The sequence below is a fragment of the Streptomyces sp. TLI_171 genome, from assembly GCF_003610255.1.
Classification (GTDB): Bacteria; Actinomycetota; Actinomycetes; order Streptomycetales; family Streptomycetaceae; genus Kitasatospora.
Window position 1 is genome coordinate 3,669,473 of sequence record NZ_RAPS01000001.1, and the last position, 25,900, is coordinate 3,695,372.

General features: G+C 69.4%; 21 protein-coding genes and 1 pseudogene. 11 read left to right on the forward strand and 11 right to left on the reverse strand.

Annotated features, from left to right (window positions below):
- Nucleotides 1–127: 127 nt before the first annotated feature.
- Nucleotides 128–2,782, forward strand: a complete 2,655-nt coding sequence (gene alaS / locus BX266_RS16785) for an alanine--tRNA ligase (protein ID WP_099900728.1) — start codon at nucleotides 128–130, stop codon at nucleotides 2,780–2,782.
- A 58-nt stretch (nucleotides 2,783–2,840) separates the two neighbouring features.
- Here the strand turns inward: alaS and BX266_RS16790 are convergent, their stop codons facing one another.
- Nucleotides 2,841–3,344 (reverse strand): GNAT family N-acetyltransferase, encoded by a 504-nt coding sequence (locus BX266_RS16790; RefSeq protein WP_099900730.1) that lies wholly within the window; start codon nucleotides 3,342–3,344, stop codon nucleotides 2,841–2,843.
- 565 nt (nucleotides 3,345–3,909) lie between these two features.
- On the opposite strand from BX266_RS16790, the gene BX266_RS16795 reads away from it, so the two are divergent.
- Both BX266_RS16795 and BX266_RS16800 read left to right on the forward strand, forming a co-directional pair.
- On the forward strand, nucleotides 3,910–8,502 hold the full coding sequence (locus BX266_RS16795) for an AAA domain-containing protein (protein WP_259464728.1): 4,593 nt from the start codon (nucleotides 3,910–3,912) through the stop codon (nucleotides 8,500–8,502).
- Nucleotides 8,499–9,485, forward strand: coding sequence for a hypothetical protein (locus tag BX266_RS16800; protein WP_180290511.1), 987 nt, complete (start codon nucleotides 8,499–8,501; stop codon nucleotides 9,483–9,485). Before BX266_RS16795 ends, BX266_RS16800 begins: the two co-directional genes overlap by 4 nt.
- Nucleotides 9,486–9,839: 354 nt before the next feature.
- Here the strand turns inward: BX266_RS16800 and BX266_RS16805 are convergent, their stop codons facing one another.
- The 6 genes from BX266_RS16805 to BX266_RS41185 form a co-directional block, all read right to left on the reverse strand.
- Entirely contained in the window at nucleotides 9,840–10,007 is a 168-nt protein-coding gene (locus BX266_RS16805) for a hypothetical protein (protein ID WP_399169812.1), read from the reverse strand.
- A gap of 144 nt (nucleotides 10,008–10,151) precedes the next feature.
- Nucleotides 10,152–10,544, reverse strand: a complete 393-nt coding sequence (locus BX266_RS16810; protein ID WP_099900734.1) for a thiol-disulfide oxidoreductase DCC family protein — start codon at nucleotides 10,542–10,544, stop codon at nucleotides 10,152–10,154.
- Nucleotides 10,541–11,596 (reverse strand): HTTM domain-containing protein, encoded by a 1,056-nt coding sequence (locus BX266_RS16815; protein WP_259465104.1) that lies wholly within the window; start codon nucleotides 11,594–11,596, stop codon nucleotides 10,541–10,543. The genes BX266_RS16810 and BX266_RS16815 overlap by 4 nt, the downstream gene beginning before the upstream one ends.
- Before the next feature lie 118 nt (nucleotides 11,597–11,714).
- Nucleotides 11,715–12,374, reverse strand: a complete 660-nt coding sequence (locus BX266_RS16820; RefSeq protein WP_259465105.1) for a DUF5819 family protein — start codon at nucleotides 12,372–12,374, stop codon at nucleotides 11,715–11,717.
- A gap of 164 nt (nucleotides 12,375–12,538) precedes the next feature.
- Nucleotides 12,539–13,750, reverse strand: coding sequence for an ice-binding family protein (locus tag BX266_RS16825; protein WP_099900737.1), 1,212 nt, complete (start codon nucleotides 13,748–13,750; stop codon nucleotides 12,539–12,541).
- A 1,014-nt stretch (nucleotides 13,751–14,764) separates the two neighbouring features.
- The gene (locus tag BX266_RS41185; RefSeq protein WP_099900739.1) at nucleotides 14,765–14,980 is read right to left on the reverse strand and encodes a transposase; all 216 of its coding nucleotides are present in this window, start codon (nucleotides 14,978–14,980) and stop codon (nucleotides 14,765–14,767) included.
- A 636-nt stretch (nucleotides 14,981–15,616) separates the two neighbouring features.
- Here BX266_RS41185 and BX266_RS16840 point away from each other — a divergent pair.
- From BX266_RS16840 to BX266_RS16870, 7 genes and pseudogenes are all read left to right on the forward strand, one after another.
- Complete coding sequence (locus BX266_RS16840) at nucleotides 15,617–16,078, forward strand: prevent-host-death family protein (protein WP_099900741.1); 462 nt, start codon at nucleotides 15,617–15,619, stop codon at nucleotides 16,076–16,078.
- Nucleotides 16,075–16,431 carry a hypothetical protein gene (locus BX266_RS16845; protein WP_099900743.1) on the forward strand — a complete coding sequence of 119 codons (357 nt, stop codon included), beginning with the start codon at nucleotides 16,075–16,077 and terminating at the stop codon, nucleotides 16,429–16,431. The genes BX266_RS16840 and BX266_RS16845 overlap by 4 nt, the downstream gene beginning before the upstream one ends.
- A 440-nt stretch (nucleotides 16,432–16,871) precedes the next feature.
- A complete protein-coding gene (locus tag BX266_RS16850) occupies nucleotides 16,872–19,208 on the forward strand; it encodes a helicase C-terminal domain-containing protein (protein WP_310794785.1) in 2,337 nt (778 codons plus the stop codon).
- A 523-nt stretch (nucleotides 19,209–19,731) separates the two neighbouring features.
- The gene (locus tag BX266_RS16855) at nucleotides 19,732–20,310 is read left to right on the forward strand and encodes a DUF5994 family protein (protein WP_099900745.1); all 579 of its coding nucleotides are present in this window, start codon (nucleotides 19,732–19,734) and stop codon (nucleotides 20,308–20,310) included.
- A gap of 393 nt (nucleotides 20,311–20,703) precedes the next feature.
- Nucleotides 20,704–20,870, forward strand: a pseudogene (locus BX266_RS39985) (PRC-barrel domain containing protein); the annotation flags it as partial.
- 24 nt (nucleotides 20,871–20,894) lie between these two features.
- Nucleotides 20,895–21,062, forward strand: a complete 168-nt coding sequence (locus BX266_RS38655) for a hypothetical protein (protein ID WP_180290512.1) — start codon at nucleotides 20,895–20,897, stop codon at nucleotides 21,060–21,062.
- Between the two features lie 141 nt (nucleotides 21,063–21,203).
- Nucleotides 21,204–21,794: a DUF5994 family protein gene (locus BX266_RS16870; RefSeq protein WP_099900749.1), complete on the forward strand. Its 591-nt coding sequence runs from the start codon at nucleotides 21,204–21,206 to the stop codon at nucleotides 21,792–21,794.
- 244 nt (nucleotides 21,795–22,038) lie between these two features.
- Here BX266_RS16870 and BX266_RS16875 read toward each other — a convergent pair whose 3' ends face one another.
- Nucleotides 22,039–22,530 (reverse strand): DUF5994 family protein, encoded by a 492-nt coding sequence (locus tag BX266_RS16875; RefSeq protein WP_099900751.1) that lies wholly within the window; start codon nucleotides 22,528–22,530, stop codon nucleotides 22,039–22,041.
- A gap of 153 nt (nucleotides 22,531–22,683) precedes the next feature.
- A complete protein-coding gene (locus tag BX266_RS16880; RefSeq protein ID WP_099900753.1) occupies nucleotides 22,684–23,880 on the reverse strand; it encodes a PP2C family protein-serine/threonine phosphatase in 1,197 nt (398 codons plus the stop codon).
- Nucleotides 23,881–24,201: 321 nt separating this feature from the next.
- Between BX266_RS16880 and BX266_RS16890 the strand changes: the two genes are divergently transcribed.
- Complete coding sequence (locus tag BX266_RS16890) at nucleotides 24,202–24,621, forward strand: hypothetical protein (protein ID WP_099900755.1); 420 nt, start codon at nucleotides 24,202–24,204, stop codon at nucleotides 24,619–24,621.
- 221 nt (nucleotides 24,622–24,842) lie between these two features.
- Here the strand turns inward: BX266_RS16890 and BX266_RS16895 are convergent, their stop codons facing one another.
- Both BX266_RS16895 and BX266_RS39295 read right to left on the reverse strand, forming a co-directional pair.
- A complete protein-coding gene (locus tag BX266_RS16895; RefSeq protein ID WP_218969251.1) occupies nucleotides 24,843–25,682 on the reverse strand; it encodes an NAD(P)-dependent alcohol dehydrogenase in 840 nt (279 codons plus the stop codon).
- Complete coding sequence (locus BX266_RS39295; protein WP_218969252.1) at nucleotides 25,673–25,885, reverse strand: hypothetical protein; 213 nt, start codon at nucleotides 25,883–25,885, stop codon at nucleotides 25,673–25,675. The genes BX266_RS16895 and BX266_RS39295 overlap by 10 nt, the downstream gene beginning before the upstream one ends.
- Between the last annotated feature and the right edge of the window lie 15 nt (nucleotides 25,886–25,900).

Genomic DNA, 25,900 nt, shown 5'->3' on the forward strand with positions numbered 1-25,900 from the left:
CGTGGGGGCGCGAGCTATCTGCGCCGAGCTGGAGAACTGAGAACCACTCAGTCCTCGTTCTCGGCCCGGCTCGGCGTGTGAACACCCCCCCACCTCTCCCACGACTTCCCGTGAGGGCCATACCACCATGCGCTCGACGCAGATCCGCTCCACCTTCCTGGACTTCTTCACCTCCCGCGGCCACCGCCAGGTCCCGTCCAGCCCGCTGATCCCCTCCGACCCGACGCTGCTGCTGGCCAACGCCGGCATGAACCAGTTCAAGCCCTACTTCCTGGGCGAGGTCACCCCGGAGTACCCGCGCGCCACCACCATCCAGAAGTGCGCCCGCACCTCCGACATCGACAACGTCGGCCGCACCAACCGGCACGCCACGTTCTTCGAGATGATGGGCAACTTCTCCTTCGGCGACTACTTCAAGGCCGACGCCATCGCCTTCGCCTGGGAACTCCTCACCCAGGGATACAACTTGGAGAAGGACCGGCTCTGGATCACCGTCTACGAGGACGACGACGAGGCCGAGCAGCTCTGGCGCAGGATCGGCGTCCCCGCCGACCGCATCCAGCGCCTGGGCATGGAGGACAACTACTGGTCGATGGGCGTCCCCGGACCGTGCGGGCCCTGCTCCGAGGTCAACTACGACCGCGGACCGGCCTTCGGGCGCGAGGGCGGCCCCGCCGTCGACGGCGAGCGTTACATGGAGATCTGGAACCTCGTCTTCATGCAATACCAGCGCGGCGAGGGCGACAAGAAGGGTGACTTCCCGATCCTCGGCGAACTCGCCCAGCAGAGCATCGACACCGGCCTCGGCCTCGACCGCCTCGCCGCGATCCTCCAGGGCGTCGAGAACGTCTGCACCACCGACCTGCTCCTGCCCACCCTCAAGACCGTCCAGGAACTCGCCAGCCGCGACTACCCCGGCACCGGCGAGCAGAAGACCTCCTTCCAGGTCGTCACCGAGCACGCCCGCTCGATCGCCTTCCTGATCGCCGACGGCGTGCTGCCCGCCAAGGACGGCCGCGGCTACGTCCTGCGCCGCCTGATGCGCCGCGCGATCCGCCACGCCCGACTGCTCGGCATCGACGGCCCGGTCCTGCCCGCCACCACCGCGAGCGTCATCGGCAACCTCGGCGACGTCTGGCCCGAACTGCGTGCCCAGTCCGCGCTGATCGAGCAGGTCGTCGCCGCCGAGGAGGAGTCCTTCACCCGCACCCTCACCCAGGGCACCCGGCTGCTGGACGCCGCCATCACCCGCACCCGCACCGCGGGCTCGACCTCCCTCGCAGGGGAGACCGCCTTCGAACTGCACGACACCTACGGCTTCCCCGTCGAGCTGACCGTCGAGGCCGCCCGCGACGCCGGCCTGAGCGTCGACGAGGACCGCTTCGCCACCCTGCTCACCGAGCAGCAGCAGCGCGCCAAGTCCGGCGGCAAGGCCAAGACCGCCGAGGCCCTGCGCCGCCAGGACACCTACCGCGAACTGTCCGCCCGCCACGGCCGCACCGACTTCGTCGGCTACGACCGCCTCATCGCCGAGGCCACCGTCCTCGGCGTGATCGCCGACGGCACCCTCGCGCCCGGCGCCGAGCAGGGCCGGACGGTCGAGATGGTGCTCGACCGCAGCCCCTTCTACGCGGAGTCCGGCGGCCAGGTCGGCGACACCGGCACCGTCCGCACCGCCGACGGCGCCGTGCTGCAGGTCCTGGACACCAAGCTCGGCCTGGAAGGCTTCCACGTCCACACCGTGCGCATTCTCGACGGCGAACTCCGCACCGGCCAGACCGCCGAGGCCCTCGTCGACGGCCCGCGCCGGGACGCCGTCGCCCGCTCCCACTCCGCCACCCACGTCCTGCACGCCATGCTCCGCCGCACCCTCGGCGACCACGCCCGCCAGCACGGCTCCCTCGTCGACGCCGGACGGCTCCGCTTCGACTTCTCCCACTTCTCCGCCCTCGACCCCACCCAGCTCGCCGCCCTGGAAGCCCTCGTCAACGACCACCTCCTCGACGACCCCGACGTCCGCGTCTGGCACGCCACCCGCTCGGAAGCCGAAGCCGCAGGAGCGACCGCCCTGTTCGGCGAGAAGTACGGCGACCACGTCCGCATCGTCGACATCGGCGACTTCTCCCGCGAACTGTGCGGCGGCACCCACGTCGGCCACGGCTCCAACGCCGGCCCCGTCCGCATCCTCGGCGAAGCCTCCATCGGCTCCAACCTCCGCCGCATCGAAGCCCTCACCGGCCGCGACGCCCTCACCTACTACGACACCGAACGCCGCCTCCTCGACGAACTCGCCACCCTCCTCGGCACCCGCCCCAAGGACGCCCCCGAAGCCCTGCGCAAGCGCCTCGACGCCCTCGCCACCGCCCAGCAGGAGCTCGGCCGCCTCCGCGACACCGAACTCCGCACCCGCGCCGGACAGCTCGCCGCGTCCGCCCGCACCGTCACCGGCGGCCGGATCATCACCGAGAAGGTGACCGGCCTCGGCCCCGAGGAACTCCGCACCCTGGCCGCCCACACCGCCGATCTCCTGGGCACCGACCGCGCCGTCGTCGTCCTCGGCACCGAACACGACGGCAAGGCCCTCCTCGCCGCCGCCATCACCCGCACCCTCCACGACACCGGCACCCAGGCCAGCCAACTCCTCCTCCCGGCCGCGCGCACCGTCGGCGGCGGAGCCGGCGGCAAGGGCCCCGTGGCCAGCGCCGGCGGACGCCACACCGGCGCGCTCGACGAGGCCCTCGCGGTCGCGGCCCGAGACGGCGCTCAGGTCCTCGGCCAGTAGCTCTGCGTCCTCGCTGCCGGGCGGCGGCCCCTCCTGGAGGGGCCGCCGCTCGCAGCTCTCAGCGGCTCTTCTCGGCCCCGGCCAAGTCCTTCTGGAGAACCACGCTCTCGTAGTTGGTCACGTCCCACCGCCACGTCCCGACCGGCCTGTACCCCCGTCGGCGATACCACTCCACCAACTCGACTGCCTCGGCAGACGTGTCGATGACTACTTCGGTCCCGCCGAGGTCAGCGATGCGCTCCTCCGCCAAGGCCAACAGGCGCTGCCCAAGACCGGTTCCGCGATACGCGGGATCTACGGCCAGTTGCCAGAACGAGCCAGCGCTTGCCGGGGCCGGATATCCCCCAGGCACTGCGTATGGGGCCGTCACCGTCACCGAACCCACCAGTGTCGTACCTTGAAAAGCGAGCCAGCACTCTCCCCTGCTGGATCGACTCGCGGTGTCCTCCACGGACTGGTACGACGCGAAGAATATTCGCCCAGCCTCAGCATGCTCGGCATAAGCACGGTGCAACAGCCTTGTCAGCCCCTGGAACGAGTCCGATCCGGCGAAGCGTCGCATTGTCACAGGGCGCGTGGGACCGGTCGGCGGGAGGGGCTCAGGAGGTAGCGGTGGCACAGGTACAAGTTTGATCCGACGGCAGCCAACCGGCCCGCTGAGGGACAGCGCTCTCACACAGGTAACCCCTTGCACCTGTAGCCCGAGTGCGCGTTGCGCAATGGGCTCTCCAGGACCCGCCGCGTCCCCGCCACAGAGCGGCAGGCCGCGCTGTGGGTGGCCTGGCCCTCACCGAGTTCGTGCCGTACGGCCTGTTCGAGCCAGTACAGGCGTACCTCGAAGCCGAGATCCAGTCGGAGCTCTGAGGAGCCTCGAGCGGGCAATCTTCAGATCACGAGGACAAACCGAGCATTACCCGAACCAACAGATCCGCATTTGCCCCGGCAAGAATTAGTTCAAGCGTTCGACATGAGACTGGCGGCCAGCGAAAGAGATGAGAGCGGCCCGCACTACCTCTCGGTTTGATCATGGCTGGATCCATCTGCCGGCAACATGCCTGGTTTGCTCTACCGCCAACTTCCACAGATCCTGAAAGGCTTTCCGCAGGCGACAGTTGGAGGGGTAAGCCTTGAAGCAGCCAGTGCTGCGTGCGGATGATCCGCAGGTTGTGAGGCACACACGTGACCTCGTCGAGTTCCTACGGGAATTCGTGCGCAGTTCCTACAAGCCGGTGCGCGACTGTTCGAAGTACAAGCAAGTGCTCTGGCTCGCCGAATGCCCCGACGAGGTCATTCCCGCGAAGCCGGCAGCCAGTGGGGTGCTCTTCAAGGTCAAGCACTATCCGGTACGACCTGCGCCGACGATTCCCGACGTATTGCAGGGCTGGATCGAGCCGCAGGACGTGGCCTCCGCAGCAACCGGCGACCCGCTTCTGGCTGAGATCGGACCCGGCCGCGGCTACGCGGAGGACGAGGATGGCAACACCTACGAGATCGACGAGATCGCCAGGGAAGACGCCTTGGACGTGCTGAACGCCTACGGCCGCTGGCTTCCGGAGTGGAGGCGTTGGGCGCAGCGCGAGCAGGCGGAAGAGCCGTATCGGCAGCTGCACCGGCGCCTCTACCGCATGGCGACCCAGATCCAGCAGGAGGGAGAGGCCTTCGAGGCAGTCCTGAGTACCGGGCTGTTGGCCTTGGACCGGGGGAGCAAGAGGGAACGGGTGTACAGGCACGTCCTGACGGTCCCCTTGATGCTGGCTGTGGACCCGGTGAAGCTTCACATCACCGTCTCGCTGTCGGACGGGGACAGCCCGAGGCTGGAGGACGGGGACTTCCTGGACGAGGCCCACGGCTATACGGCGCAGTTGCTGAACGCGCTGCGGTCCCAGGTCGAGGAGGACACCTTCCACCCCCTGTCCACGGATGCCCTGGACGTGTTGCGTTCTTGGTGCGAGCGGGCTTTCGGCATGGAGCACGCGGCTCGCTTCGACGATTCCTGGAGCCGCCCGGACGAGACCTCCCCCGCCGAACCCCGCGTCTCGTTCACGCCGGCGATCGTTCTGCGCGAGCGCGGCCAGGGGGCGCTGGTCACGTTCTATGACGGCATCGCTCGCCGCTTGGCTCAACCGGGCACCGTGAGCCCTCTCGGGCTCGCACAGTTGCTGTTCCAGATCGAGCCCGAGCAAAGAACGGGCTGGGCGGCTGGAGGGGCGGGAGGTTTCGAGGCCGCGCTCGGACCGGATCCGTTGTTCCCGCTCCCGGTCAACCGAGCGCAGCGCGAAGTGCTGAGCCGGTTGCAGAAGGACACTGGGGTCGTGGTCCAAGGACCGCCGGGAACCGGCAAGACCCACACCATCGCCAACCTGATCTCGGCACTTCTGGCCGACGGCAAGCGGGTCCTGGTGACCAGCGAGAAGGCACAGGCACTGAAGGTCCTGCGCGACAAGATCCCGCAGAAGCTGCGCCAGCTCTGTGTACTGCAGGGGGATTTCAGGTACGAGGGCGGGGACGAACTCGGACAGTCCGTCCGGTCCCTGTCCCACCTCAGTGCTTCGGTGACGACCGATCAGCTCGCCGAGCGTATCGAGGGACACCAGCAGGACAGGTCTGACCTGGAGAAGCTGCAGGCCGAACTACGCGCGGACCTGCGTGATCTGCGGGAGGCCGAGTGGGTCGAGCACCCCGAGTCCGCAGTGGCACCGGGATACTCCGGACGGCTCGCAGGGATCGTCGAGCTGGTCTCCGGACGGGCTGCGTCCTACGGGTGGCTTCCCGAACTGCCAGCAGCCGCGTCTGCTCATCCGCCCATCACGGCCGAAGACGCCCAGCGTCTCCTCGGCCTCGTGGAACGTCACGGGTTCGAGGTGCTCACTTCGCGCGCCTTCCTGTGCCCTGCCCCTGAATCCCTGCCCGCTCCGGCTCGGTTCGAGGAACTCGTACGAAGTCTGCAAGCCGCTCTGGAGGTATCGGGCGGCGCGCACTCGGAAGCGTCGCTGACGATGGCGGACCGAGGAGAGGAGCTGATCGACACCGTCATCGGGCTCCTCGACACCGCCGAGCGGGCGCTCCAGCAGGAGGGACTGCCAGCAGATCCGGCGATGTGGCAGCAGGACCACTGGGAGACCACTGCGCTGGTCGACGGCATGGCTGACAAGCGTCAGCAGCTGTGGGAAGGGGTGCGCCGCCACTCCGCCCGCGCCATGGAGGTACGTGACCAACTCCTCGGCATGCCTCTGATGGAGGTCGTACTGCCGCAGGTGTCGCAGACCGAGGAACCGCACCAGCGGGCGGCTGCCCGCGAGTTCGCGCAGTACCTCAGGACGAACGGCCAGCCGGGCAGGTGGGCGCTGAAGAAGCCCTTCCACAAGCAGGCTCGTCCCCTGCTGGAGAACTGCCGCGTCGACGGCCGCGTCCCGCGGACGGCCGAAGAGGTGGAGGCCGTGGTCGTGCACCTCGATCTGCGGGAGTGCGCGCGACAGCTCCAGGAGCGCTGGAAGGCGTTCTCCGCTCCGAAGGCCGAAGGCAACTCCGAGGCGGTCCTGTCCGAGTTGTTGGACCGCTACACGCTGTTGCAGGCAGTTGACTCGTTCACCGGGGCGGCACGTGCCGTGCACGACGCTCTGGTGAAGGCAGGGGTGAAGGGGCTCATGGTGCGGTCCCCGGAGCAGTGGAACGAGGTACGCCACACGGCCGAGCACGCGCAGCTGGTGCTGTCAGCCAGGCTGGCGGAACGTGAACTCGCTTCCTTGATCGAGTCGCTTCCCAACCCGAGCGGTGCCGATGTACCCGAGTTGGCCGAAGTTCACCGCGCTGCGTCGAACCGTGACGCAACCGCGTACGCCCGGGCGGTCGACGCCGTGGGAGCTGCCTATCTGCGGGAAGCCGACCGCAGGCAGGCGTACGAGCTGCTCACGCAGTTGCAGGAGGGGCTGCCCGAACTCGGGCGCGCGTTCGCCGCGTCGCCCACCGACCCGCAGTGGCAAGGCCGGTTCGCCACGCTTCAACAGGCGTGGTCCTGGCAGCTGGCGAAGCGCTTCATGGACCGCATGCTGTCTCCGGGGCGGGAGCCGCAGCTCGAACGCGAGCTCGCAGAGGTCGAGGCCCAGCTCAAGAACACCAAGGAACAACTCGCTGCGGACCGGGCACTACTGCACTGCCTCAGTCGGATGACCACCAGGCAGAAGCAAGCCCTGAGCGCCTACGCAACTGCGATGTCGCACGCCGGCCGGGGTGCCACGGCACAGGGGAAGCGGCATCTGGCCGCGGCCCGGTCCGCGATGCGTGACGCGCGGGGAGCGGTGCCCGCGTGGGTCATGCCGCTGCGTCAGGTGGTCGAGATGCTGGATCCGGAACCCGACGCGTTCGACGTCGTCATCGTCGACGAGGCCAGCCAGGTCGGCTTGTCCGGGCTGCTGTTGCTGTGGTTGGCACCCCGGGTGATCGTCGTCGGCGATGACAAGCAGTGCGCACCGTTCTACACCGGCAACAAGCACGACAAGATCAACCAGAAGGTCGATGAACGGCTTGCCGGCTTCACCGACTGGCAGCGGGACGGCTTCAACCCGAAATCGAACCTGTACGAGTTGCTGTCCGCCCGCTTCACCGAGGTCATCCGGTTGACCGAGCACTTCCGTTGCATGCCGGAGATCATCAAGTGGTCCTCGCGGCAGTTCTACCCGGACAACGAGTTGGTCCCCCTGCGCCAGTACGGCGCCGACCGGCTGAGGCCCCTGGAAGTCGTCCACGTGCGCGAGGGCTACTGCGAGGGGACGCGCGAGCGCCTCGTCAACCGGCCTGAAGCGGAACGGCTGGTCGGCAAGCTGCGCGAGCTGATCAGCGACCCTGCGTACGCGGGGCGGAGCTTCGGCGTCATCGTGCTGCGGTCCGGTTCGCAGACGCGATTGCTGGAGGACCTGATCGATGCGGAGATCGGTCCTGAGGCGAGTAAGCGGCACGACATCCGAGTCGGAACTGCCGAACAGTTCCAGGGGGACGAGCGGGACGTGATCCTGCTCTCCATGGTGGTGGACGGCAACCACACCCGGGCACTGACCGGAATGAACGACGGCAGGCGCTTCAACGTCGCGGCGAGCCGTGGCCGTGATCAGATGTGGCTCTTCACCTCCGTGACTCCGGATCAGCTGAGCAGCAAGGATCTGCGGCACTCCCTGCTCACCTACATGCAGAACCCGCCGGCCCTGCACCCCACACCGCCGACCTTGGCGGCGGTCACTTCCGATGAAAGGTGCGACCCGTTCGACTCACTGTTCGAGCAGAGGGTCTTCTTGGAGATCAGGCGCCGCGGGTACCACGTCCTTCCCCAGTGGGAGGTAGCGGGCAAGTTCATCGACCTGGTCGTAGTCGGAGAGAACGCGCGGCTGGCCGTGGAGTGCGACGGCAGCCCTCACCACGCCACCAGCAAGAAGCGCCAAGAGGACTACGAGCGTGAGCGGGACCTGCGCCGTGCGGGATGGACGTTCTGGCGAGTGCGCAGCAGCGAGTTCGCGCTGGCACCCGACCAGGCTCTCGCCCCCTTGTGGCGCAAGCTAGCAGCGCTCGATATCCAACCGGGCACGGCTGGATTCGAACAACTCGCCTCTGACGGGGCGAGCACCTGGAACCCAGTGGCCTTGTACGACGAGGCACAGGACGCGGTTGCTGATGACGAAGCGGCCGATGACGAGGATCTGTCCACCGATGACGCCCGAGGAGACCTGACATGAGCCAGTCGTTCGACGAGAGCGTCCTCATCGAGATTGCCTACTTGATCTGCGGCGACGATCCACCGCTGCTGTACCGCAAGGGCTACCAGATCGCCGAATTCCTGCGCCGCGCGAAGTGGGAGGACGTCCCCGACCACGACGGCACGCCGCGGCACCAGTGGACGCTCGGGCTGCTTCGCGAACGCCAGGAGGAAGGCGAGGACGATGCCCTGAAAGCGGTGCTGCGACTCGCCGACCAACGTGAGTACGTCGGACAGCCACGCGAGTACAAGGCCACTGTCGCCCGGCTAGACGAGGTTCTGGCCCTGGAAGGATGTCGAATTGGCTACGCGGAGGGACAGCCGATCCTCGTACCGGTCGAGGTCGGTGCCGACGAGCCGGTGCGGATGCCCAGGGTCGAACTGCAGGTATCCGTCTCGCAGGTCATCAGTGACCCGGCGTTGGCAGCAGCAGTCCAGACCAGACTAGACGAGGCGCACACGTGTTACGAGCACGGTGCGTACACGGCAGCCGTGATCATGCTGGGCAGTCTCCTGGAAGGGGTTCTCGTGCACGTCGCCCAAGTGCGCGCAGTTACTCGGACGCTGAGAAAGCGACCGGAGGACATGGGCCTGAAGGAACTCGTCGATCTCGCACACGACAACGGCTGGATCGAGCACGACGCGAAGCTCGCTTCGGAACTCGTGCGGCATTACCGCAACCTGGTGCATCCAACGGCGGAACGACGGAACGGACATGGGCCCAACCGCGACACGGTCGACATGTGCTGGCCGGTTGTCAACGCCGCTCTCAACGACCTGGTTGCCACCGCGTCGGCTGCACCCGCCCGGCTGGCGCCCTCAGCCCCGCCCATCTCCGGAACGAATAACCCGACCCCGGCATCCGTCGCCCGACCTCGACGCCCTTCCAGGCCGACCGATGGACAGCCGAACCGTCCGCGTGCCGGTGCAGGACCCGTTCGGCCGACGACGAATCCTGGATGACCCGCAGACCCGAAACCGTTCGTCTTGCCTGCACCTCGGTAACCAGAGAATCGGACGGTTGACCAGGTGCGAGATAGACCGGCCGGGCCATGAGTTCCAGGCTGCGTGGTCTGAGTTCTGGTCCCAGTCGTTCCTGTCCAGCCGGGTTCGAGCACTGCTTGATCAACTTCGTCGCCGCAGGTTGGGGCGGGCGTGAACCCGACGGACAGCGCTGAGGAGAATCGGAAAACGTGTTGGGGGCAACCCCTCACGAGTTCGAATCTCGTATCCTCCGCCTTCGCCCGCCAGGGCAAACGAAAGGCCCCGACCGGTTTCCGGTCGGGGCCTTCGTCATCCACAGTCTCATCTGTAGTCTCAACCGGCCTTTTTGAGAGGCGCCGGGGCGTCCCCGTCGGCGTCCTCGGCCACCTCCCAGATGAGGCCGCCCACGCGCTCGGCGACGTCCTGGAGGATTCCCGACGTGACGTGCTGGTACCGGGCGGCCATCGCGGTGGACGACCAGCCCATGATCTGCATCACCATCCGCTCGGGGACGCCGAGAATGAGTTCTCGGCCCGTGTCCCGAGCACATGCGGCAGTAGTTCGAGGGGCATCCGGCGGCTCAAGACGGGGCGGGCAATGGCGGGGGACGCCGAAGGAGTTCGACGCTTGGCCTACCGTCTACGATCAAGGCCGTGGCAGGGCGCAGAAGGCCGTTCCGCCGGGCATGCGTTGCCTGTTCTTCGCCACCAGGGCGTAGACCTGACGGGCGCAGGTGCGTACGCCGGGCAGGCTGAGCGCGGCTGCGGCCAGTTGGTAGCGGCGGGCCGGTGAGGAGCCGACGAAGCGGGCCAGCGCGTGGGCTCCGCTCGCGTGGACCGTGTCGTTGTGGAAGAGGAGCACTTCCCGGTCCAGCCGTGGCAGGTGCGGGGCGGTGAGTCTCTCCGGCAGGGCCTGCCAAGGGACGGCGTCGATCTGCGGTGCCGCCCGCCGGCGGATCCGGTCGATCGTGGCCTGGCAGAAGGCGCAGTCCCCGTCGTAAGCCAGCACCCATTCTGAGGTGTCGGCGGTGCCGCTCATCTCTCCTCCGCCCGCTGCCGAGACGTCTCCTCATGCGCTGTGGCCTCGGTCGGCGAGCCCGGCTGCGGGGGTACGGCCGAGTTCCCGGCGCGGCGCGAGTCCCCTACGTCCCCGGCTACCGCGGGCCGGAACGTGCGGCGCCACAATTCTCCGGGGTACCTGCAGAAGCGGTCGGGAAGGAATACGGCATCCGCGACGATCATGGCCCCGGAGAAGAGCGGAAGTCCCATGAGGATCGCGATGCCCAGGTGCATGCCGAGCAGCATCGTCAGGACGATGTACTTCAGCCTGCCGAACAGGACGAACGGGAAGGCCACTTGCAGCAGCACGGTCATGTACGTGGCGAAGGCGATCAGCAGAGGGTGGCTGTCCACCATGAGTGACAGTGCGGGCCATGGCCGGAAGAGGTCGAGGTTCACGACGTAGTGGAGGGCGGTGCCGTTCTGCCATGTGCCGCCCTGCACCTTGTACAGGCCTGCGGAGCCGTAGACGATGCAGACCTGGGCGGCGATGACGAACATGGCGCAGTTGTGCAGCGTTGTGCTCAAAAGCCGCCTGACCGACAGGAGTTCGCGTCGGAGGTTAGACGGTCCGGGGCTGGATGACGGGCTGTCGGCCTGGTTCGGGGAGGACCGCAGGCGGGCCCTGCGCGCGTCGAGGGACCAGCGTCGGCCGCATGATGTGAAGCACAGGTACAGGGCCATGAGGAGAATGAGGTTGTCTCCTCCGTCCGTCATGAAGATGGCTCGCGCGTGGAACGAGGCAACCAGGACGGCGAACAGGATCGACACCACCCTGGTCCGCCAGCCGATCATGAACAGCGCGGACGTGACGAGAGCCGCCGCGTAGCAGAGCTCGAAGTACGCCTGGCTGTCGGACAGGGTGAGGACGCTGAACCAGCCGGTCTGGTCGAAGAGCTGTCTCGCCAGGGCGGGCGTCCACGGGGATCCGGGGCCCCAGATCTCGTCGCGGTGCGGGAATTCTCGCAGCAGGAAGGCGAGGTAGAGCAGTCCGTACCCGATGCGCAGCACCGCCGCCGCGTGGAGGGACATCGGCCGATCGGTGACTGCGCTGCCCAGCGCGCCGAGGTGACGGAGCACCGGCCGTGTGCCGGTGTCGCCTGTCCGCAGGACCGTTTGGCGTGGGGCGGGCACAGGAGGTGAGGTCTGCTCAGTTCCCATTGGGTGTCACCTTCCACCAGGGCAGGTACCGGGTGTCGACTGCGGCCGGCGTTGTCGGGTGGGGGGCGCCGGGCGTGGTCGGCGCCGCAATCGGCCTCGTGATCACCCGCAGCTGGACGGCTTCGAACGTGCCGCTCTGATGGGCGGCGGCTCGCTCCACCGCAATGTTGCGCAGGTACTTCTGCAACATCAGAGCGCGCGCGGAGTGCGGATTGTCGTCGGTGCCTTGCAGTTCGAGGTAGGAGGTCCAGGCGCGACGCAGCATGTTCTGCGTCGTGTGACTCGGGAAAATGTTGTGCTCGACATCGGAGGCGTCCACGGCGGTCAGGTCGAACCATTCGCCGATCTGAGCCGTGCCGTCCGGTGAGGTCCTTGTGGTCCTGACAGAAATCTGCCTGGTGACCGACTCCGGATCCGGAGCGAAAAGCCGCCAGTTCTGCTCGAACAACGGGTAGATCCACGCATCGATCTGCCTGCTGTAGTACTGCGACATCTGGTTCGGTGGGGCGACGTAAAGAAACACCAGAAGCACGTGGACGACGGACGTTGCCAGGCACAACGCCACGGCCATCGCCAGGGCCGCCGCCAGCGGGCGCGGCGGCCCCGGGGCGGTGATGGTGCCGTCCGCCCGTGGACGGCTCGACTCCATCTCATTCACGGACTCTGCGCCGCCCAGCACCTGGCCGGGCCCGGTCCTTCCCATCCTGCCTGCTCCCCTCGGCTCTGCTACCCCTGAGCGTCCCTGGGGCGCGCGACGGAATCCGTGACGATCCGCCGCGCGCCACCAAGTCCTTGGCCGGCTCTACGACTCAGCTACCAGCTCCCGGACTCGTCACACCCGCAGTCACCACCCTGGTCGCCACCGTGCTCACCGCCGTGGTCGCCGTGGTCGCCACCGTGCTCACCGCCGTGGTCGCCGTGGTCACCGCCGTGGTCGCCGTGGTCACCGTGGTCGCCACCGTGCTCACCGCCGTGGTCGCCACCGCCCGTGGTGCCGCCGGTGGTGCCTCCGCCTGTGGTGGCCCCACCGGTACCGCCCGTGCTGCCCGCGATAACTCCACCGAGGACGCCGCCCGTGGTGCCACCCGTGGTCAGGACACCGCCGAGCAGACCGCCCAGGGCCCCACCGGTCCCGCCGCCTGTCGTGGTGCCAGCGACCACGCCACCCGTGGTGCCCCCGGTGGCGGTGCCCCCAGTGGTGCCGGCGATGAGGCCGCCCGTGGTGGTTCCGGCGACCACGCCACCCGTCGTGGTGGCTCCGCCGGTGCCGCCGGTCGTGCCGACCGCGCAGGTCGCCCGTGTGATCCGGTTGGTGTCAAGCGTCACGGAGCCGGCGGTCTGCGCCAGCGCCCTGCCGTCGAGGCTTGCCCCGGTCTGCATGCCGATCGAGGCCAGGGTCATGATGTTGCCCACGAAGGTGGTGTCCGTGCCGATCGTCGCCGAACTCCCGACCTGCCAGAAGACGTTGCACGGCGCTGCGCCGTTGGTCAGGAGCACGTGGCTGTTGGAGGCCGTGATCAGGGTCGAGCCGATCTGGAACACCCACACGGCGTTGGGGTCGCCGTGGGCGTCCAGCGTGAGCGTGCCGGTGAGGTTGATGGAGGACGTCGCCTTGTAGACACCGGGGCCGAGGGTCTGACCACCGAGGTCTCCGGGGGAGGTGAGGTCGAAGTCCTTTGCCTGGCCTGCGGCAGCGTTGTACGCCGTGGTCAGGTCGGTCTGGGCCTGTGCCGCGAGCGCGTCCGTCTGGTGGATCGAACCGTTCACCTGGCTGGGGAGCAGGCCGGTGATCGATGTCCCCGGACTCACCCCGACGTCTCCGGTGATCACGGAGGGTCCGGTGTTGGTGACGGACTGGCCGCCCAGAACCGCGAAGCTGTCGGCTGCTCCGAGGTTGACGGCCGTGGCGATGGCGTGAGCCGGTGCCGGGGACACCGTGGTGGCGGCGGCGGCGATGAACGCCACCGCCGCGATCCAGGTGGCAACAGTGCGCCAGTGAAGCGCACCAGAGATGTTCAGTGTCATCTAGAGGCCCATTCCTGAGGGGAAATATGGCAGGTTAGAGATTTTCGCCGATTCACGACGACCACTGTGGACTTCTCGTCGGCAGGTGACACCCACCCGGAACCGTCCGGAGGAGGAAATCCGGTTTCACTTTAGCCGACGTTAAAAGTATATATACGATCCATGGGATGAATTGCAGCGCCCGTAGCGGCCCTACTTCGACAAATGTCATATGAGCACACGGACGATCCCGCGGATCGACCACTGTCCAGTTTTCGCCGCGTAGGCGACGGGTTCGGGGCGCCGTTCTCGCGCCCCGAGGAATGAGTCGGAGCCGGCGGTCCGGCAGCAGGCAGGTCCAGTCTGTGCTACCGCACGAACGGCGGGAGTTGACGAACATGCAGGGCTCCGCTTGATCGCTTGCCTACGAAGGACTTGCGATACCGAACAGGGTTGCACGCCAAATGCACCGACGTCGCTGAAAGACACGACAGTTCCGCCCCGTGATGGTCCTGCCCTGCGGACGACCACGCGGTGCAGGCGCTTGAACAGGGCAAATGCCCGATGCTCCGGGGTGCGTGGCGTGGCATTCGGCGGTATGCAGGGGCACCCGGAAGTGGCGGCGAGCTGCCGCCTCGGCCGGTTACGACTGCGCGCGGCCGGGCTGGCACGGCTGTGGGCTGCTTGTCCAGTGGTCAGGATGAACGCCAACGGGCGGCACTTCCGGTCGACGGCAACGTGAATCCTGTTGGTCTGCTGGCCCGGGGGGGCATCCCGAGGAGGGCGGCCTTCACCCGCAGCTTTCGGCTACGTCGGGGGAGCCGTCGCCCCTCCCGCGCGGGATCTGCTTTGCCCGTTCTTGTTAGTCGAGGCCGCCCTCTTTGACCCGGCCTCCTCCTCGGCGGCAGCCTTCTCCAGGGCGACGAGCACGGCCTCGCCCACTTGCATTCCGGCCCCGTCGTGGCGAGCGCGCGCTGGTGGAGTCCGTGCCGACCAGGGGCAGGTCCGCCCCGCTCCGCTTCGCGGCTTCCGCGATCAGGCCCTGCAGCAGGCATCGAAGACCCCGGCGTCACGCCACCGCCGAAAGCGGTTGGAGACGACGGTTGACCATGCGCCGAACTCCTGCGCCATCTCCAGCCAGTGCCCGCCCGTCCTGAACCCCCAGATCACGCTCTCGAACTGCTGGCGCAGCCGCTCCGGGTGCCGGCCATACCCGCCAAGACAGGTGCGATTCGGCGAACTCCTACTCATTGCGAGCCAGTTGAACGCGCGCCACTCAGGACGGCCCACCGGATCAGGCCTCGGAGCGAGGGCAAATCGCAAAGATTGATCAGGACTCGATACGCACCCTAGACGGAGGGCCTCCGCTGCGCGGGAGAGGCAGGAGGCGATCACTTCTGGTTGCAGTTTTGGTTGCGTTCGACCCCGTCCGGCCCCGTTCAGAGCCCAGCCGGCGGGTCGCTCCGCCGCAGGTCAGGGCCCGTACGGACGTCCCCGGACTGCCGGACGAACATTTGGAAAGCGTGTTGGGGGCAACCCCTCACGAGTTCGAATCTCGTATCCTCCGCCTGATCGAAGGCCCGGACCGCTCAGCGGTCCGGGCCTTCGGCGTTTCCTGATGATCGATCAGAACGACTCGAGAGGGCATGTCGGAGATCGCGCCAGGAGCGCACCACGTCGGCCGCCAGCCGCAGGAGCGTCCTCGTCGATCGGAGCAGTACGGCGGCGAACGCCATGAACCCGAGCACTGCACCACCCCTTGCTGCTGCGGATCTCCACACGTCAGGTCCCTCCGGGCGCTCCCGCCGTGCTCTCGAACCACGGCACGACCCAGTTAGGTGCATCTGCCCGTTGACTTCGGAACGTATTCCGAATTAGCGTGGCCGCATGTCCACTCTCACCGTGTCATTCTCCGACCTGTCGAAGAACTCGAAGCGTGTCGCGGACACCGTCGAGCAGGCGCAGCGCGTCCACGTCACCCGTCGTGATGGCGAGGACCTGTACCTGACCACCGAACGCCACGACCGCCAGCGCGAGGAGACCGCCGATGTCACCGCGCGACTCTTCGCGGCTCTGATCACCAGCGACGAGGGTGCGCGTGCGGTCCTCCTCGCCCTCCCCGAGGTCTTTCCCTGGACCCGGCACCTGTCGGCCGAGGAGGTGCGCGAGTTCGTTGTCGACCTCGTGAACGCCACTCGCGACGTGGTGGAGCTGGACGTCCACGCCAACCTGCACCGCGTGATCGTCGAGTGGCGGGCCACCGCCAGGATCCTGGCGGACCCCGAACTGAGCACCCAGCTGACCGGACCGCTCTCGGGCGAGGACCACGGCGAGGTACTCGCTCCATGAGCCCCAAGCGCGGAGACGACGTCCCGCCGCCACCGGTCGGCGACGAGTGGCGGCTGCGGTTCGCCACCAACGAGGCCGCCAAAGGATGGGGCTACCTCTGCACGGAAGCGCCGGGGAACACCCGACGCTGCTTCGAGGCCCTCCGCACCGACCCCCTGTCCGCAAGTGACCCCGATCGGCAGCACCGGCTCCGAGGCCGCCTTTCAACGCGTGTTCTCGGCGGCGGCGAACTACCGCAGTGGGAGTACGAGGTGACCGCCGGCGGGCGCGTGCGCTACCTCGTCGACGAGCCGGGCCGGACCGTCCACCTCGTCTACGCCTCACCCCGACATCCCAAGGACACGGACAGCTGACCGGCAGCGGAGCAGATCGACCCGGCTCCAGGCGCCAGGCGGCGTGGTCTCAGTTCTGGTCTCATTCATCCCCGTCCAATCAGGTTCAGCCGCCGCCCAGCCGTCCCCTCCGCCACAGGTCAGGGCGGGGGTGAACCCCGGCGGACGGCACCGAGGAGAATTGGAAAGCGTGTTGGGGGCAACCCCTCACGAGTTCGAATCTCGTATCCTCCGCCTGATCGAAGGCCCGGACTGCACCTGCGGTCCGGGCCTTCGGCGTCTCCGCCTCCCGCTGGTACGCCATCCTGGTGTCCCCGGACGGCTTCGGCAGGGTGTTTTTGGCGTCCTCCTACGCGGTGAGGTGTCCCATCGGTAAGAAGAGCGGATCGGCACTGGCCTCATGGCTGCGCGGTCTCGGTGCTGCCGAATTGGAGCGAATCCTGGCGGCGCGCCCTGACACCGTGTCGGCTCCGGAGCCGCAGTCGGTCGGTGAACTGGCGGACCGTCTTCAGCGCCCGGCATCGGTGGCGCTGGTCCTGCCCCGGCTCGCGCTGCCGTGCCTGCAACTGGCGGAGGCCCTCGCTGCGCTGACGGTCGCGTCACTGGACGAACTGGCAGTCCTGCTGGGGGCGACGCACGGTGAACGCGCCCACGGATTCGCCGCCACGCTGCAGGCGCTGATGGACCGTGCCCTGGTGTGGCCGGACGGCAACGGCCGGCTCCACATGGCGGCACCTCTAGGGAACGCGTGGGCCTCGCCCCTGGGGCTCGACGCACCGCTCGGGCAACTGCTCGCGAGCTCGAGCTCCGACGAGTTGGGCCGGATGCTGGCGAAGCTCGGCGTCCAACCTGCGGCCAACCGGAGAGAGCAGCGGTTGGCAGCGCTGGTCGAGCACCACGGCGATCCGGCTCGGGTCGGCGCGTTGGTGGCCGAGGCACCCGCAGCCACCCGTGAACTCCTTGAGCGACACGCACGAAAGGCTCCGAAGCGGCCGGGCTTCGTCCTGTTCGGGGCGCCGCAGGCCGACGCCGGGCCCGGCGAACAGTGGGCGGTCGAGCGAGGGCTGCTGATCCGGGACCGGCACCGCTACGGGCCCGCCCGGATGCCCGCAGAGGTGACGCTCGCCCTGCGCGGCTCCGACTGGCACGCCCCGTTCACGCCCGCCCCGCCCGAGGTGCGCTCAGTCCCCGCCACACGCTCGGAGGTCGAACGGGAAGCCGCAGCCGCCTCCATGACGTTCGCCGCCCACGCCGTGTCCGTCCTGGGGGTGTGCGCCGCCGCCCCGCCGGCCCGGCTCAAGGCCGGCGGGATCGGTGCCCGCGAGCTGTCCCGGATCGGAAGAGCGGCGCAGTGCGACGAGATCCCGGTACGCCTCGTGCTGGAGACGGCGAGCGCGGCCGGGCTGCTGGCCCGGGACGACGACCGGGTCACGGCGACCACCGCCTACGACACCTGGGCCGAGAAGGAACCCGCCGACCAACTCGCGGTGCTGCTCCGGGCCTGGTGGGCACTCCCACTGACCCCTGGTGGGAGCCGCGACGAGGACGGGAAGGCGCTGCCGGCCCTCGCCGGGGCACCGCCCTGCGAGGGCTGCGTCCAGGCCCGGCACGGGCTGCTCACGGCCACGTCGCAGCTCCCGGTCGGCGAAGGCGCGGCAGAGTCGGCGGACCTCGGGGCGCTGCTGGGGTGGCTCCGCCCGCTCGCCGACGAACTCCCCCAGGACGCCACGCCGTTCGCCACCCTGGTCGGAGAGGCGGAACTGCTCGGCGTACTCGCCCTCGGGACCGTGTCCCCGATCGGGGCCGCCCTGCTCGCCGACGACACCGAAGCACTGACGGACGCCTGCCGGCGTCTGCTGCCCGCCGCCAGCGGGACCGCCCGCTTCGGCAGCGATCTCACGGCCGTGGTCACCGGTACGCCGTCGGCGCGCCTCTTCGAGCTGCTGGACTCCGTCGCGGACCGGGAGACTGCCGGTGCGGCGTCCGCATGGAGGTTCAGCCCGGGTAGCGTCCGCCGCGCCCTCGACGCCGGCAACACCCCGGAGGCCCTCACGACCGACCTGGCCGCCGTCGCCCTCGAACCGCTTCCCCAACCGCTCTCGTACCTGATCCACGACACCGCGCGCACCCACGGCCGGGTACGGGTCGTCTCCGCGGCGTGCGTGATCCACGGTCAGGAGCCCGCCCTCTTGGCCGAACTGGCCGCCCATCGCAAGCTCGTGCATCTCGGCCTGCGACAGCTGGCACCGACGGTGCTGATCAGCCGAACCCCGGCGGACAAGACCCTCGCCACGCTGCGCGCCGCAGGTTACGCCCCGGTCGCAGAGGAGCCCGACGGATCCGTCCGGATCGAACGGGCCCAACGCCACCGCGCGGCAAGTCCGGTCCCGCCCCCTCGTCGCCCCGGTGGCAGGACCCGCCCCCAGCGGACGGACGCCCGCACTGCGGACGCGGGGACGGCCGTCGACCTGCACGCCCTCGCCCGGCGGCTCCGGAACGCCCCGCAGGACCTCGCAGAGCCCGACCCGTACGACGGCCGCCCGTACGCGAGCGACACCGAGGAGATCATCGCCGGGAACGCGCGCAACCTCTCCTTCACCGATGTCCGCCAGCTGGCCCATGCGGTCGACGAAGGACGATCGATCACCATCGAGTACGTCGCCACCTCGGGCAGCACGACCGTCCGCACCCTCAGCCGCCTCGAACTCGACGCCCCCTATCTCCACGCGTGGTGCCACCTGCGGGATGACGAGCGCATGTTCACCATCTCCCGTATCCACGGCGTGATGCCCGCGTAGCCCGGGACAGGAGCAGCACCGTGGGCGGCGGGACGGCTGGTCTCAGTTCTGGTCTCGTTCACCCCGTCCAGCCGGGTTCGGCAGCCGCCCAGTGGTTCACTCCTCCGCAGGTCGGGACGGGCGTGGACCCCGGCGGACAGCGCCGAGGAGAACTGGATAGCGTGCTGGGGCAACCCCTCACGAGTTCGAAACTCGTATCCTCCGCCTGATCGAAGGCCCGGACCGCAACTGCCGTCCGGGCCTTCGGCGTTCCGTGGGCGCCCACCGGAGCGACGGCAGGTCCGCAGGGAGATTCTGCGAGGACGGCGGGCGGCAACGCCCGCTGCCACGTCGCAGCCGGCGTCGACGACGAGGGCCGGCCCGAGGTCCTGGGCCGAGGGCATGCCGGGTGCACTCGAACAGGGAGTAGCCTGGAGGTTACCGAAGGCACTTCGCATGCCGGTACCGGATATTGGCGTCGTCTGCGGCGAACGGCTATTCCGGACCCGACCTCTCGGCCGGGCCCGGGGACAGGTCTTTGATCATGACCACGATCCTCGATCGTGCGACGACGCCCACCGCCACGGATTCCACGGTACGGCTCTCGCTCACGCCCAGCGGCGTGCGGCCCGGCCGTCTGGACGGAGCCTGGTGGCCGCGCTCGCGCGACCTTCTTCTCGAACTCCCCGCCCTGGCCGCCGAGATCGACGAGCGGTGGGGCCGGATCACCCGGATCACCGTGAACCCCGCGCAGTGGCCTGACATCCCCCGAAGGATCCCGGTCACGGGTCACACCGTCCACGCGGGCTGGTTCACCATCGAGCAGGACCAGCACATGATCATGGTCTGTTCCTATGCCCCCCGTCGGCTGAGCCTGCTGGTGGTCCCGCCCCGGACGGATGCCGCCGAGGCCGCCCGGCTGATGGCCGAGGCCGCCGATCCCGCGAACACCAGGACCGCGAGCGAGCTGCTCGCCACCGAGCCGAGCGCCGGCGCGACCCAGCGGGACATCGGTTCCGATTTCCTGCCGTCGGCCGTCACACCCTCCACCGGGCTTGGCGAGGCCGACCGGCGAGCCGATCTCGCCCGGAGCCGCGCCGCCTCCTGGCCGGCATCCGCGTAGGCGACTGGCGGGAGCCGCCCGGGCCGGGGCCGGGCGGCTGCGTCACTCGCGTGACCACTCGGTCTCGGCCTGGGGTTCGCCGTCGGCACCGGTCCCTTCCCAGAGCCGGACCCTGACTGCCCGAGGGCCCGGCGCGGGTCGGGAGAGGGTGCGAACGAACACGTCCCGGAGATGGTTGGCCGCCCGCTGCGGCGGACCGTCGTACTCCAGCGGATTCGGCATCGTCGTATCGTCCTGCCGGGACCAGTGCCCGTCGTCGTCCTGGGTCTCCAGACTCCACCGGTAGCGCCGCATCGTGCCCTCCTGTGACAACGCTCCTGCCCTGACACGACCGTACGAGGCGGGCGGGCGCAGGGCGACCGGGATGTCGGCCGGCGGCTCCGGCGCCATGACGTGGTCGACGCCGACGGGCACAAGATCGGCACGCCGGAGTCCGCCGCCGTCTGGTGTTCGTCCCGCTGTCCGACGCGACGGTGGGTCCCGGCTACCTGAAGGTCCCCCGGCCCAAGAGCCAGGTGAAACACGCCCCGGGCGTCGACACCGACGGCGAACTCCCCGCCTCTGGACCATGAAGGAGGCCGACGATGGCACTGGTGCTGCTGCTCATCATCGTGGCGATCGTGCTCGGACTGGTCGGTGTCGTCGCCGAGGGCCTGAAGTACCTGCTGTTCATCGGCATCGCCGTACTGATCGTCGCGCTGATACTCTCCGCCGCCCGGTTCCGGCGCGGGGGCCGGTCCGTGAACCGTTGAGTACCGTGCCGGGGCCGGACCGGGAGTAGCCTGGACATCACCGAAGGCACCCCGCATGCCGGCACCGGACACTGGCGTCGTCTCCGGCGAACGGTGATCCCGGACCTGGCACCGGCCGGGTTCGGAGAGGGGTCCTTGATCATGACTGTGATCGACGACGCGACGCTTGCCACCCCCGAGCCCGCCCTGCGGTTCTCCCTGGCACCGGACGGCCCGCGAGCCGGACGGCTGGACGGGTCCTGGTGGCCCCGATCGCACGACCTTCCTCGCGAACTCCCCGCGCTGGCCGCCGAACTGGACACGCGGTGGGGTCGGGTCGCCAGAATCACCGTGAACCCCGCCCAGTGGTTGACCGTCCCCCGACGCATCCCGGTCGCGGGCCACACCGTCCACGCGGGCTGGTTCACCGCTGTGCAGGACCGGCACACGATCTCGGTCCACTCGCACCTTGCCCGCCGGCTGACGCTGCTGGTCGTCCCGCCGCGGACGGGCGCCGTCGCTGCCGCCCGGCTGATGGCCGAGGCCGCCGATCCCGCGAACACCAGGACCGCGAGCGACCTGCTCGCCGACGAGCCGTCCGCGAGAGCGTCCGACCGGCGCGGGATCGTCTGGCCGGTACGCGACCCCTCGGTCTCGGCCTGGGGCTCCGCCCGGTGGGGCGGGCCGTCGTCCCCGCCCGAGTGCTCCGACACCGGCCCCGGAGCGACCACCGATCACGCCGACCACCGATGACGCCGCCGCCCGATCCTTCGCTCGTGCGCTCCGGCGGATCCCCGTCACAGCACTCGGAACCGCTTCGCAAGTAGGTGCCCGCGACCCGGAGCCTCGCTCCGGGGCTCAGGCACGCCTCGATCCGGTACGGGGTCCTCGAAGACCCGCGGGTCGCGCAGCGCCCCGCTGAGGTGCAGGTCGTACTCGATGGTGGGGTCGTCCCCGAGCCAGTCTGCCCGGCGTGACCGGCTCACGGGCCTGCCCCTCAGGACGTTTCGGCCGGGTGGCCGGAGCCGACGCCGGTGTCGATGAGGATCTGCTGTGCCGAGTCGCTGCCACCGACCCTGACCGCGCGTGCCATGGAGGCCAGGGCCGCCTCCTGGCTCGCGTGCGGGGGGACGACGAGCAGGCTGAAGTGGTCACGGTCGCCCCGCGTGATGATCACGGTGTCGTCGCCGACCGGGTAGCGGTCGATGTGCACCGACCGGCCGTCGACCATCAGGCTGGCCGGGACGTCGTCCCAGGCGCCCGCGTCCAGACCGACGCTCACGATGGGGCCGAGATGCCCGGTCAACGCGTGGACCAGGTCGGGAAGTTCGGCGCTGATGTCCCGTGAACGCGGCCACCACGCACCGTCGAGCACGCCTTCGCGTGACCGGGTGGTCTCCAGGCGCAACGCTACCGTCCCCGGCTTCGCGGCCTGCCGGAACGGCTCCGGCAGAAACCCGTAGCGGGAATCGCTCGCTTCGTCCGACATGGCTCGCCACCTGTCCGCCCTGAAAGACCGGGCACGCCGGGTGCGGGCCGGGCCTCGCTGGGAGCGACAGCTCGGGCCGCTCCGATATCCCACGGTACTCCGCCCGCACCTGGCCGCCCCGGTCGGCCGTGAGAGCCGCGGCGGGTGCCGCACTCAGCGCCACTCGATCAGGAACAGGGTGGCATCGTCGCTCGTCCGTCCGCCCCGCTTCTCCTTCAGGACGTGGGAGAGCGCGCGCACCACGGCCCGCACCCCGGCCTGCGAGCGCTCGACGCGGTTGACCCAGTCGATGAGCTGTTCCTCCCCGAACTGCTCCCCGCCGGCCTCGCGCTCCTCGACCAGGCCGTCGGTGAAGCACAGCACCCGGTCACCGTGCCGCAGCACCCGCTCGCTGATCACCGGCTCCTCGCCGCCGAACCCGACCGGCAGGGTGGTGACGCTCTCCAGCCGCTCGACGACGACGTGGTCGCGGATCAGCAGCGGATGTGGATGGCCGGCGTTGACCCACTGCAGGTGGCCGCTGACGGTGTTCAGGCGCATCATCTGCGCGGTGACGAAGTGGTCCGGCCCGAACTGCTCCGCGATGGCCCGGTCCATGAACGCGTAGATCTCGGCCAGTCCGATGTCGGCTCGCCTGGCGTGCCGGTACGCGCCGATGGCCACGGTCGCCATGGCAGCGGCGTCCAGGCCGTGGCCCATGGCGTCGATCGTGGCCACGTGCAGAAGATCGTCGTTCAGCGCGTAGTCGAAGCTGTCGCCGGCCACCTGGTAGGCGGGTTCGAGGATGCCGGCCACGGCGACCTTCGGGGCGGTCATCGCCAGCGGAGGCAGCAGCGACCACTGGATCTCCGCGGCCACGCTCATCGGCTGGAGGCGCCGGGCCTGAAAGATCCGGTCGGTGTAGCCGCTCTTGGTGACCAGGAGGTCCGCGACCAGGGAAGCGAAGCGCCGCAGGAGCCGCCGGTCGTCGCCGTCGACGTCGTCCAGCGTGAGTGCCAGCACTCCCACCTCGTCCCCACCGTCCAGCAACGGCAGGTACACCCGCACGCCGTCGCCCTGTGGCACCTCGACGGAGGCACCACGAAGAAAAGCCGCACCTGCGGACGAGCCGTCGATCGGCACCGGCTCCCCGGCGGCCAGTCCCCGGCCGGACAGCGGCACCAGCACCAACTGCCCGTAGTCCTGGAGCAGGAGCACCGGGTCACGGCCGCCGAACCCACGCACCGCGTCGGCGACCAACGGAGCGATCAGGTGGGGCGGCAGCTCGTGGGCCTGGTCGAGCAGCGCGCCCAGCAGGTGTTCGCCGAACCCCTCCGACCGGTCCGGACGCCGCTCGCCGTCCCTGCCCACCGACCGTCCTTTCTGTCCCGTACGAGTCGGCACGGGCGCGGTCAACCCCGGCACCTCGGTGCGGTTCACCGGGCCGGTCCTTCCATTACGCCCGACGGCGGCGCATTCCGCCCCTGGTCACGCCCCTCCCCGCGGGACGACGCCGCCGAGAAATCGGCCCTGCAGGCTGTGGGCACGGCCCCGCTGCACTGCGGAGCTGGAAGAGGAACACGGGCCGGTCAGCGGTGACGAACGGGCTGCGGCGTACGCGGAGCTGGACGACCTGGACGCGGAGCACGATCGGCGCCGGGCAGTCCGTGGCAAGAGCAGTGGGGCGGCCGCGTGAAGAAACGCGCCGAGGACGTCAGGCGGCTGCGCGTCTTCGTGCTGGACAGCGAGGCCCTGTCGCTCGCGGTCCGCGGTGATCGCGCGATGATCGCCCGGCTCGACCTCGCCGCCCGCGGCGAGGCGGAGATCGTCACCTCGCCCATGACCCTGGTCGAGGCGTACGACGCACGCACCACGGAACAGCGTTGGGACTGGGCCCTGTCGCGGGTGAGCGTCGCCGAACTGGGCAAGGACGAGGCGAGACGGGCACGCCGGCTGCTCGCGGATGCCGGCCTGCACGGGCACGAGTACGCGATCGACGCCGTGCTCGCGGTGGTGGCGCTGCGGCAGCACGGCCAGGTCACGGGCTTCACCTCCGATCCGGAGGGCCTGGAGCGACTGCTGCCGGACCACGTGGTGGTGATGAAGGTGTGACTGTGCGCCCCCGCGGAGCGGGCAGCGCACCTGCCCCCAGTGACTGGGCCGGCCGAGCGCGAACAACTGGTTCGTTGGAAGCTCTCGCCCTACGGGACGAAGCCAAGCGCCAGCTGCGCGGACACCGAGCTCGAACTGGCCACCTCGGGAAGAGCCTGCGCCAGCCCGGGTGGACGCCGGGGGACGGCAGTGAACCCTGGAAGGGGTGTTGGGCGCGCCCCTCAGGCGAGGGTGAGCACCACCTTGCCGAAGGGGCGGTTGTCGCGGAGGTGACGGTAGGCGCTGGGTGCCTGGTCGAAGGCGAAGACCTTGTCGATCACCGGGTGGAGGGTGTGCTCCGTCAGGGCCGCGTTCAGTTGCTCGAAGGCGGTGCGGGTGCCGACCGCCAGCCGCTGCAGGGAGAAGAAGCGGCCGTTGAACACGTCGGGGTCGATCAGTGCCCCGCCGGACGGGAAGGCACCGGTCACCGAGATCTGGCCGTTGAAGCCGACCGACTGGATCGACTTCGCGATGCTGGGAGCGCCGACCGCCTCCAGGACCAGGGCGACCCCGTGGCCGCCGGTGAGCCGGCCGACCGTGCCGTGCCACTCGGGTGTCAGCTGCCGGTCGATCACGTGGGCCGCGCCGAGTTCCCGCAGCCGCTCCGCCTTCTCCTCACCGGAGGCGACCACGATCACCCGGCCGCCGAGGGCGGCGGCGAACTGCACCCCGAACAGGGCGACCGCGCCGGCGCCGACCACCAGCACGTCGTCGCCCGCGGCCATCGGCCGCGGCCCGGTCGTCAGCGCCGACCACGCCAGGACGGCGGCGCAGGGGAGCGTCGCGGCCTCCTCGAAGGAGAGGTGCGCCGGGATCGGCACCACCGACTCCTCGTCGACGACCTGGTAGTCGGTGAGCATCCCGCCCAGGCTCGCCCCGTGCTGTTCGCCGACCAGCGGGAGCGTCATCGGCCCGTCGATCCAGCGCCGGAAGTAGGTGACGGCCACCCGGTCGCCGACCTGCGCCCGCCGCACTCCTTCGCCGACGGCCACGACCTCGCCGGCGCCGTCGCTCAGCGGCACGACCCCCGGGGTGGCGGGGAGCGGGTACTCCCGTCGAGGATCATCAGGTCCCGCCGGTTGAGGGAGGCAGCCCGCACCCGGATCAGCACCTCGTGCGGGCCCGGCTCCGGGGCCTCCTCCTCCCGGACCACCAGTCCGTCCAGGCCGTCCTCGGGACGGTCCAGGTGATAGGCCGTCCGGAGCCTGCGCTGCGTGTTCGTCATCGTGCAACTCCCCCT

Bases quoted from the DNA above. Each gene is read 5' to 3' on its own strand.
- BX266_RS16825 (WP_099900737.1), bottom strand. From the start codon at position 13,750: ATGACACTGAACATCTCTGGTGCGCTTCACTGGCGCACTGTTGCCACC.
- BX266_RS16840 (WP_099900741.1), top strand. From the start codon at position 15,617: ATGTCCACTCTCACCGTGTCATTCTCCGACCTGTCGAAGAACTCGAAG.
- BX266_RS16875 (WP_099900751.1), bottom strand. From the start codon at position 22,530: ATGTCGGACGAAGCGAGCGATTCCCGCTACGGGTTTCTGCCGGAGCCG.
- BX266_RS16820 (WP_259465105.1), bottom strand. From the start codon at position 12,374: ATGGAGTCGAGCCGTCCACGGGCGGACGGCACCATCACCGCCCCGGGG.
- BX266_RS41185 (WP_099900739.1), bottom strand. From the start codon at position 14,980: ATGAGTAGGAGTTCGCCGAATCGCACCTGTCTTGGCGGGTATGGCCGG.
- BX266_RS16855 (WP_099900745.1), top strand. From the start codon at position 19,732: ATGACCACGATCCTCGATCGTGCGACGACGCCCACCGCCACGGATTCC.
- BX266_RS16805 (WP_399169812.1), bottom strand. From the start codon at position 10,007: ATGGTGATGCAGATCATGGGCTGGTCGTCCACCGCGATGGCCGCCCGG.
- BX266_RS16800 (WP_180290511.1), top strand. From the start codon at position 8,499: ATGAGCCAGTCGTTCGACGAGAGCGTCCTCATCGAGATTGCCTACTTG.
- BX266_RS38655 (WP_180290512.1), top strand. From the start codon at position 20,895: ATGGCACTGGTGCTGCTGCTCATCATCGTGGCGATCGTGCTCGGACTG.
- alaS (WP_099900728.1), top strand. From the start codon at position 128: ATGCGCTCGACGCAGATCCGCTCCACCTTCCTGGACTTCTTCACCTCC.
- BX266_RS16815 (WP_259465104.1), bottom strand. From the start codon at position 11,596: ATGTCCCTCCACGCGGCGGCGGTGCTGCGCATCGGGTACGGACTGCTC.
- BX266_RS16810 (WP_099900734.1), bottom strand. From the start codon at position 10,544: ATGAGCGGCACCGCCGACACCTCAGAATGGGTGCTGGCTTACGACGGG.
- BX266_RS16870 (WP_099900749.1), top strand. From the start codon at position 21,204: ATGACTGTGATCGACGACGCGACGCTTGCCACCCCCGAGCCCGCCCTG.
- BX266_RS16790 (WP_099900730.1), bottom strand. From the start codon at position 3,344: ATGCGACGCTTCGCCGGATCGGACTCGTTCCAGGGGCTGACAAGGCTG.
- BX266_RS39295 (WP_218969252.1), bottom strand. From the start codon at position 25,885: ATGACGAACACGCAGCGCAGGCTCCGGACGGCCTATCACCTGGACCGT.
- BX266_RS16845 (WP_099900743.1), top strand. From the start codon at position 16,075: ATGAGCCCCAAGCGCGGAGACGACGTCCCGCCGCCACCGGTCGGCGAC.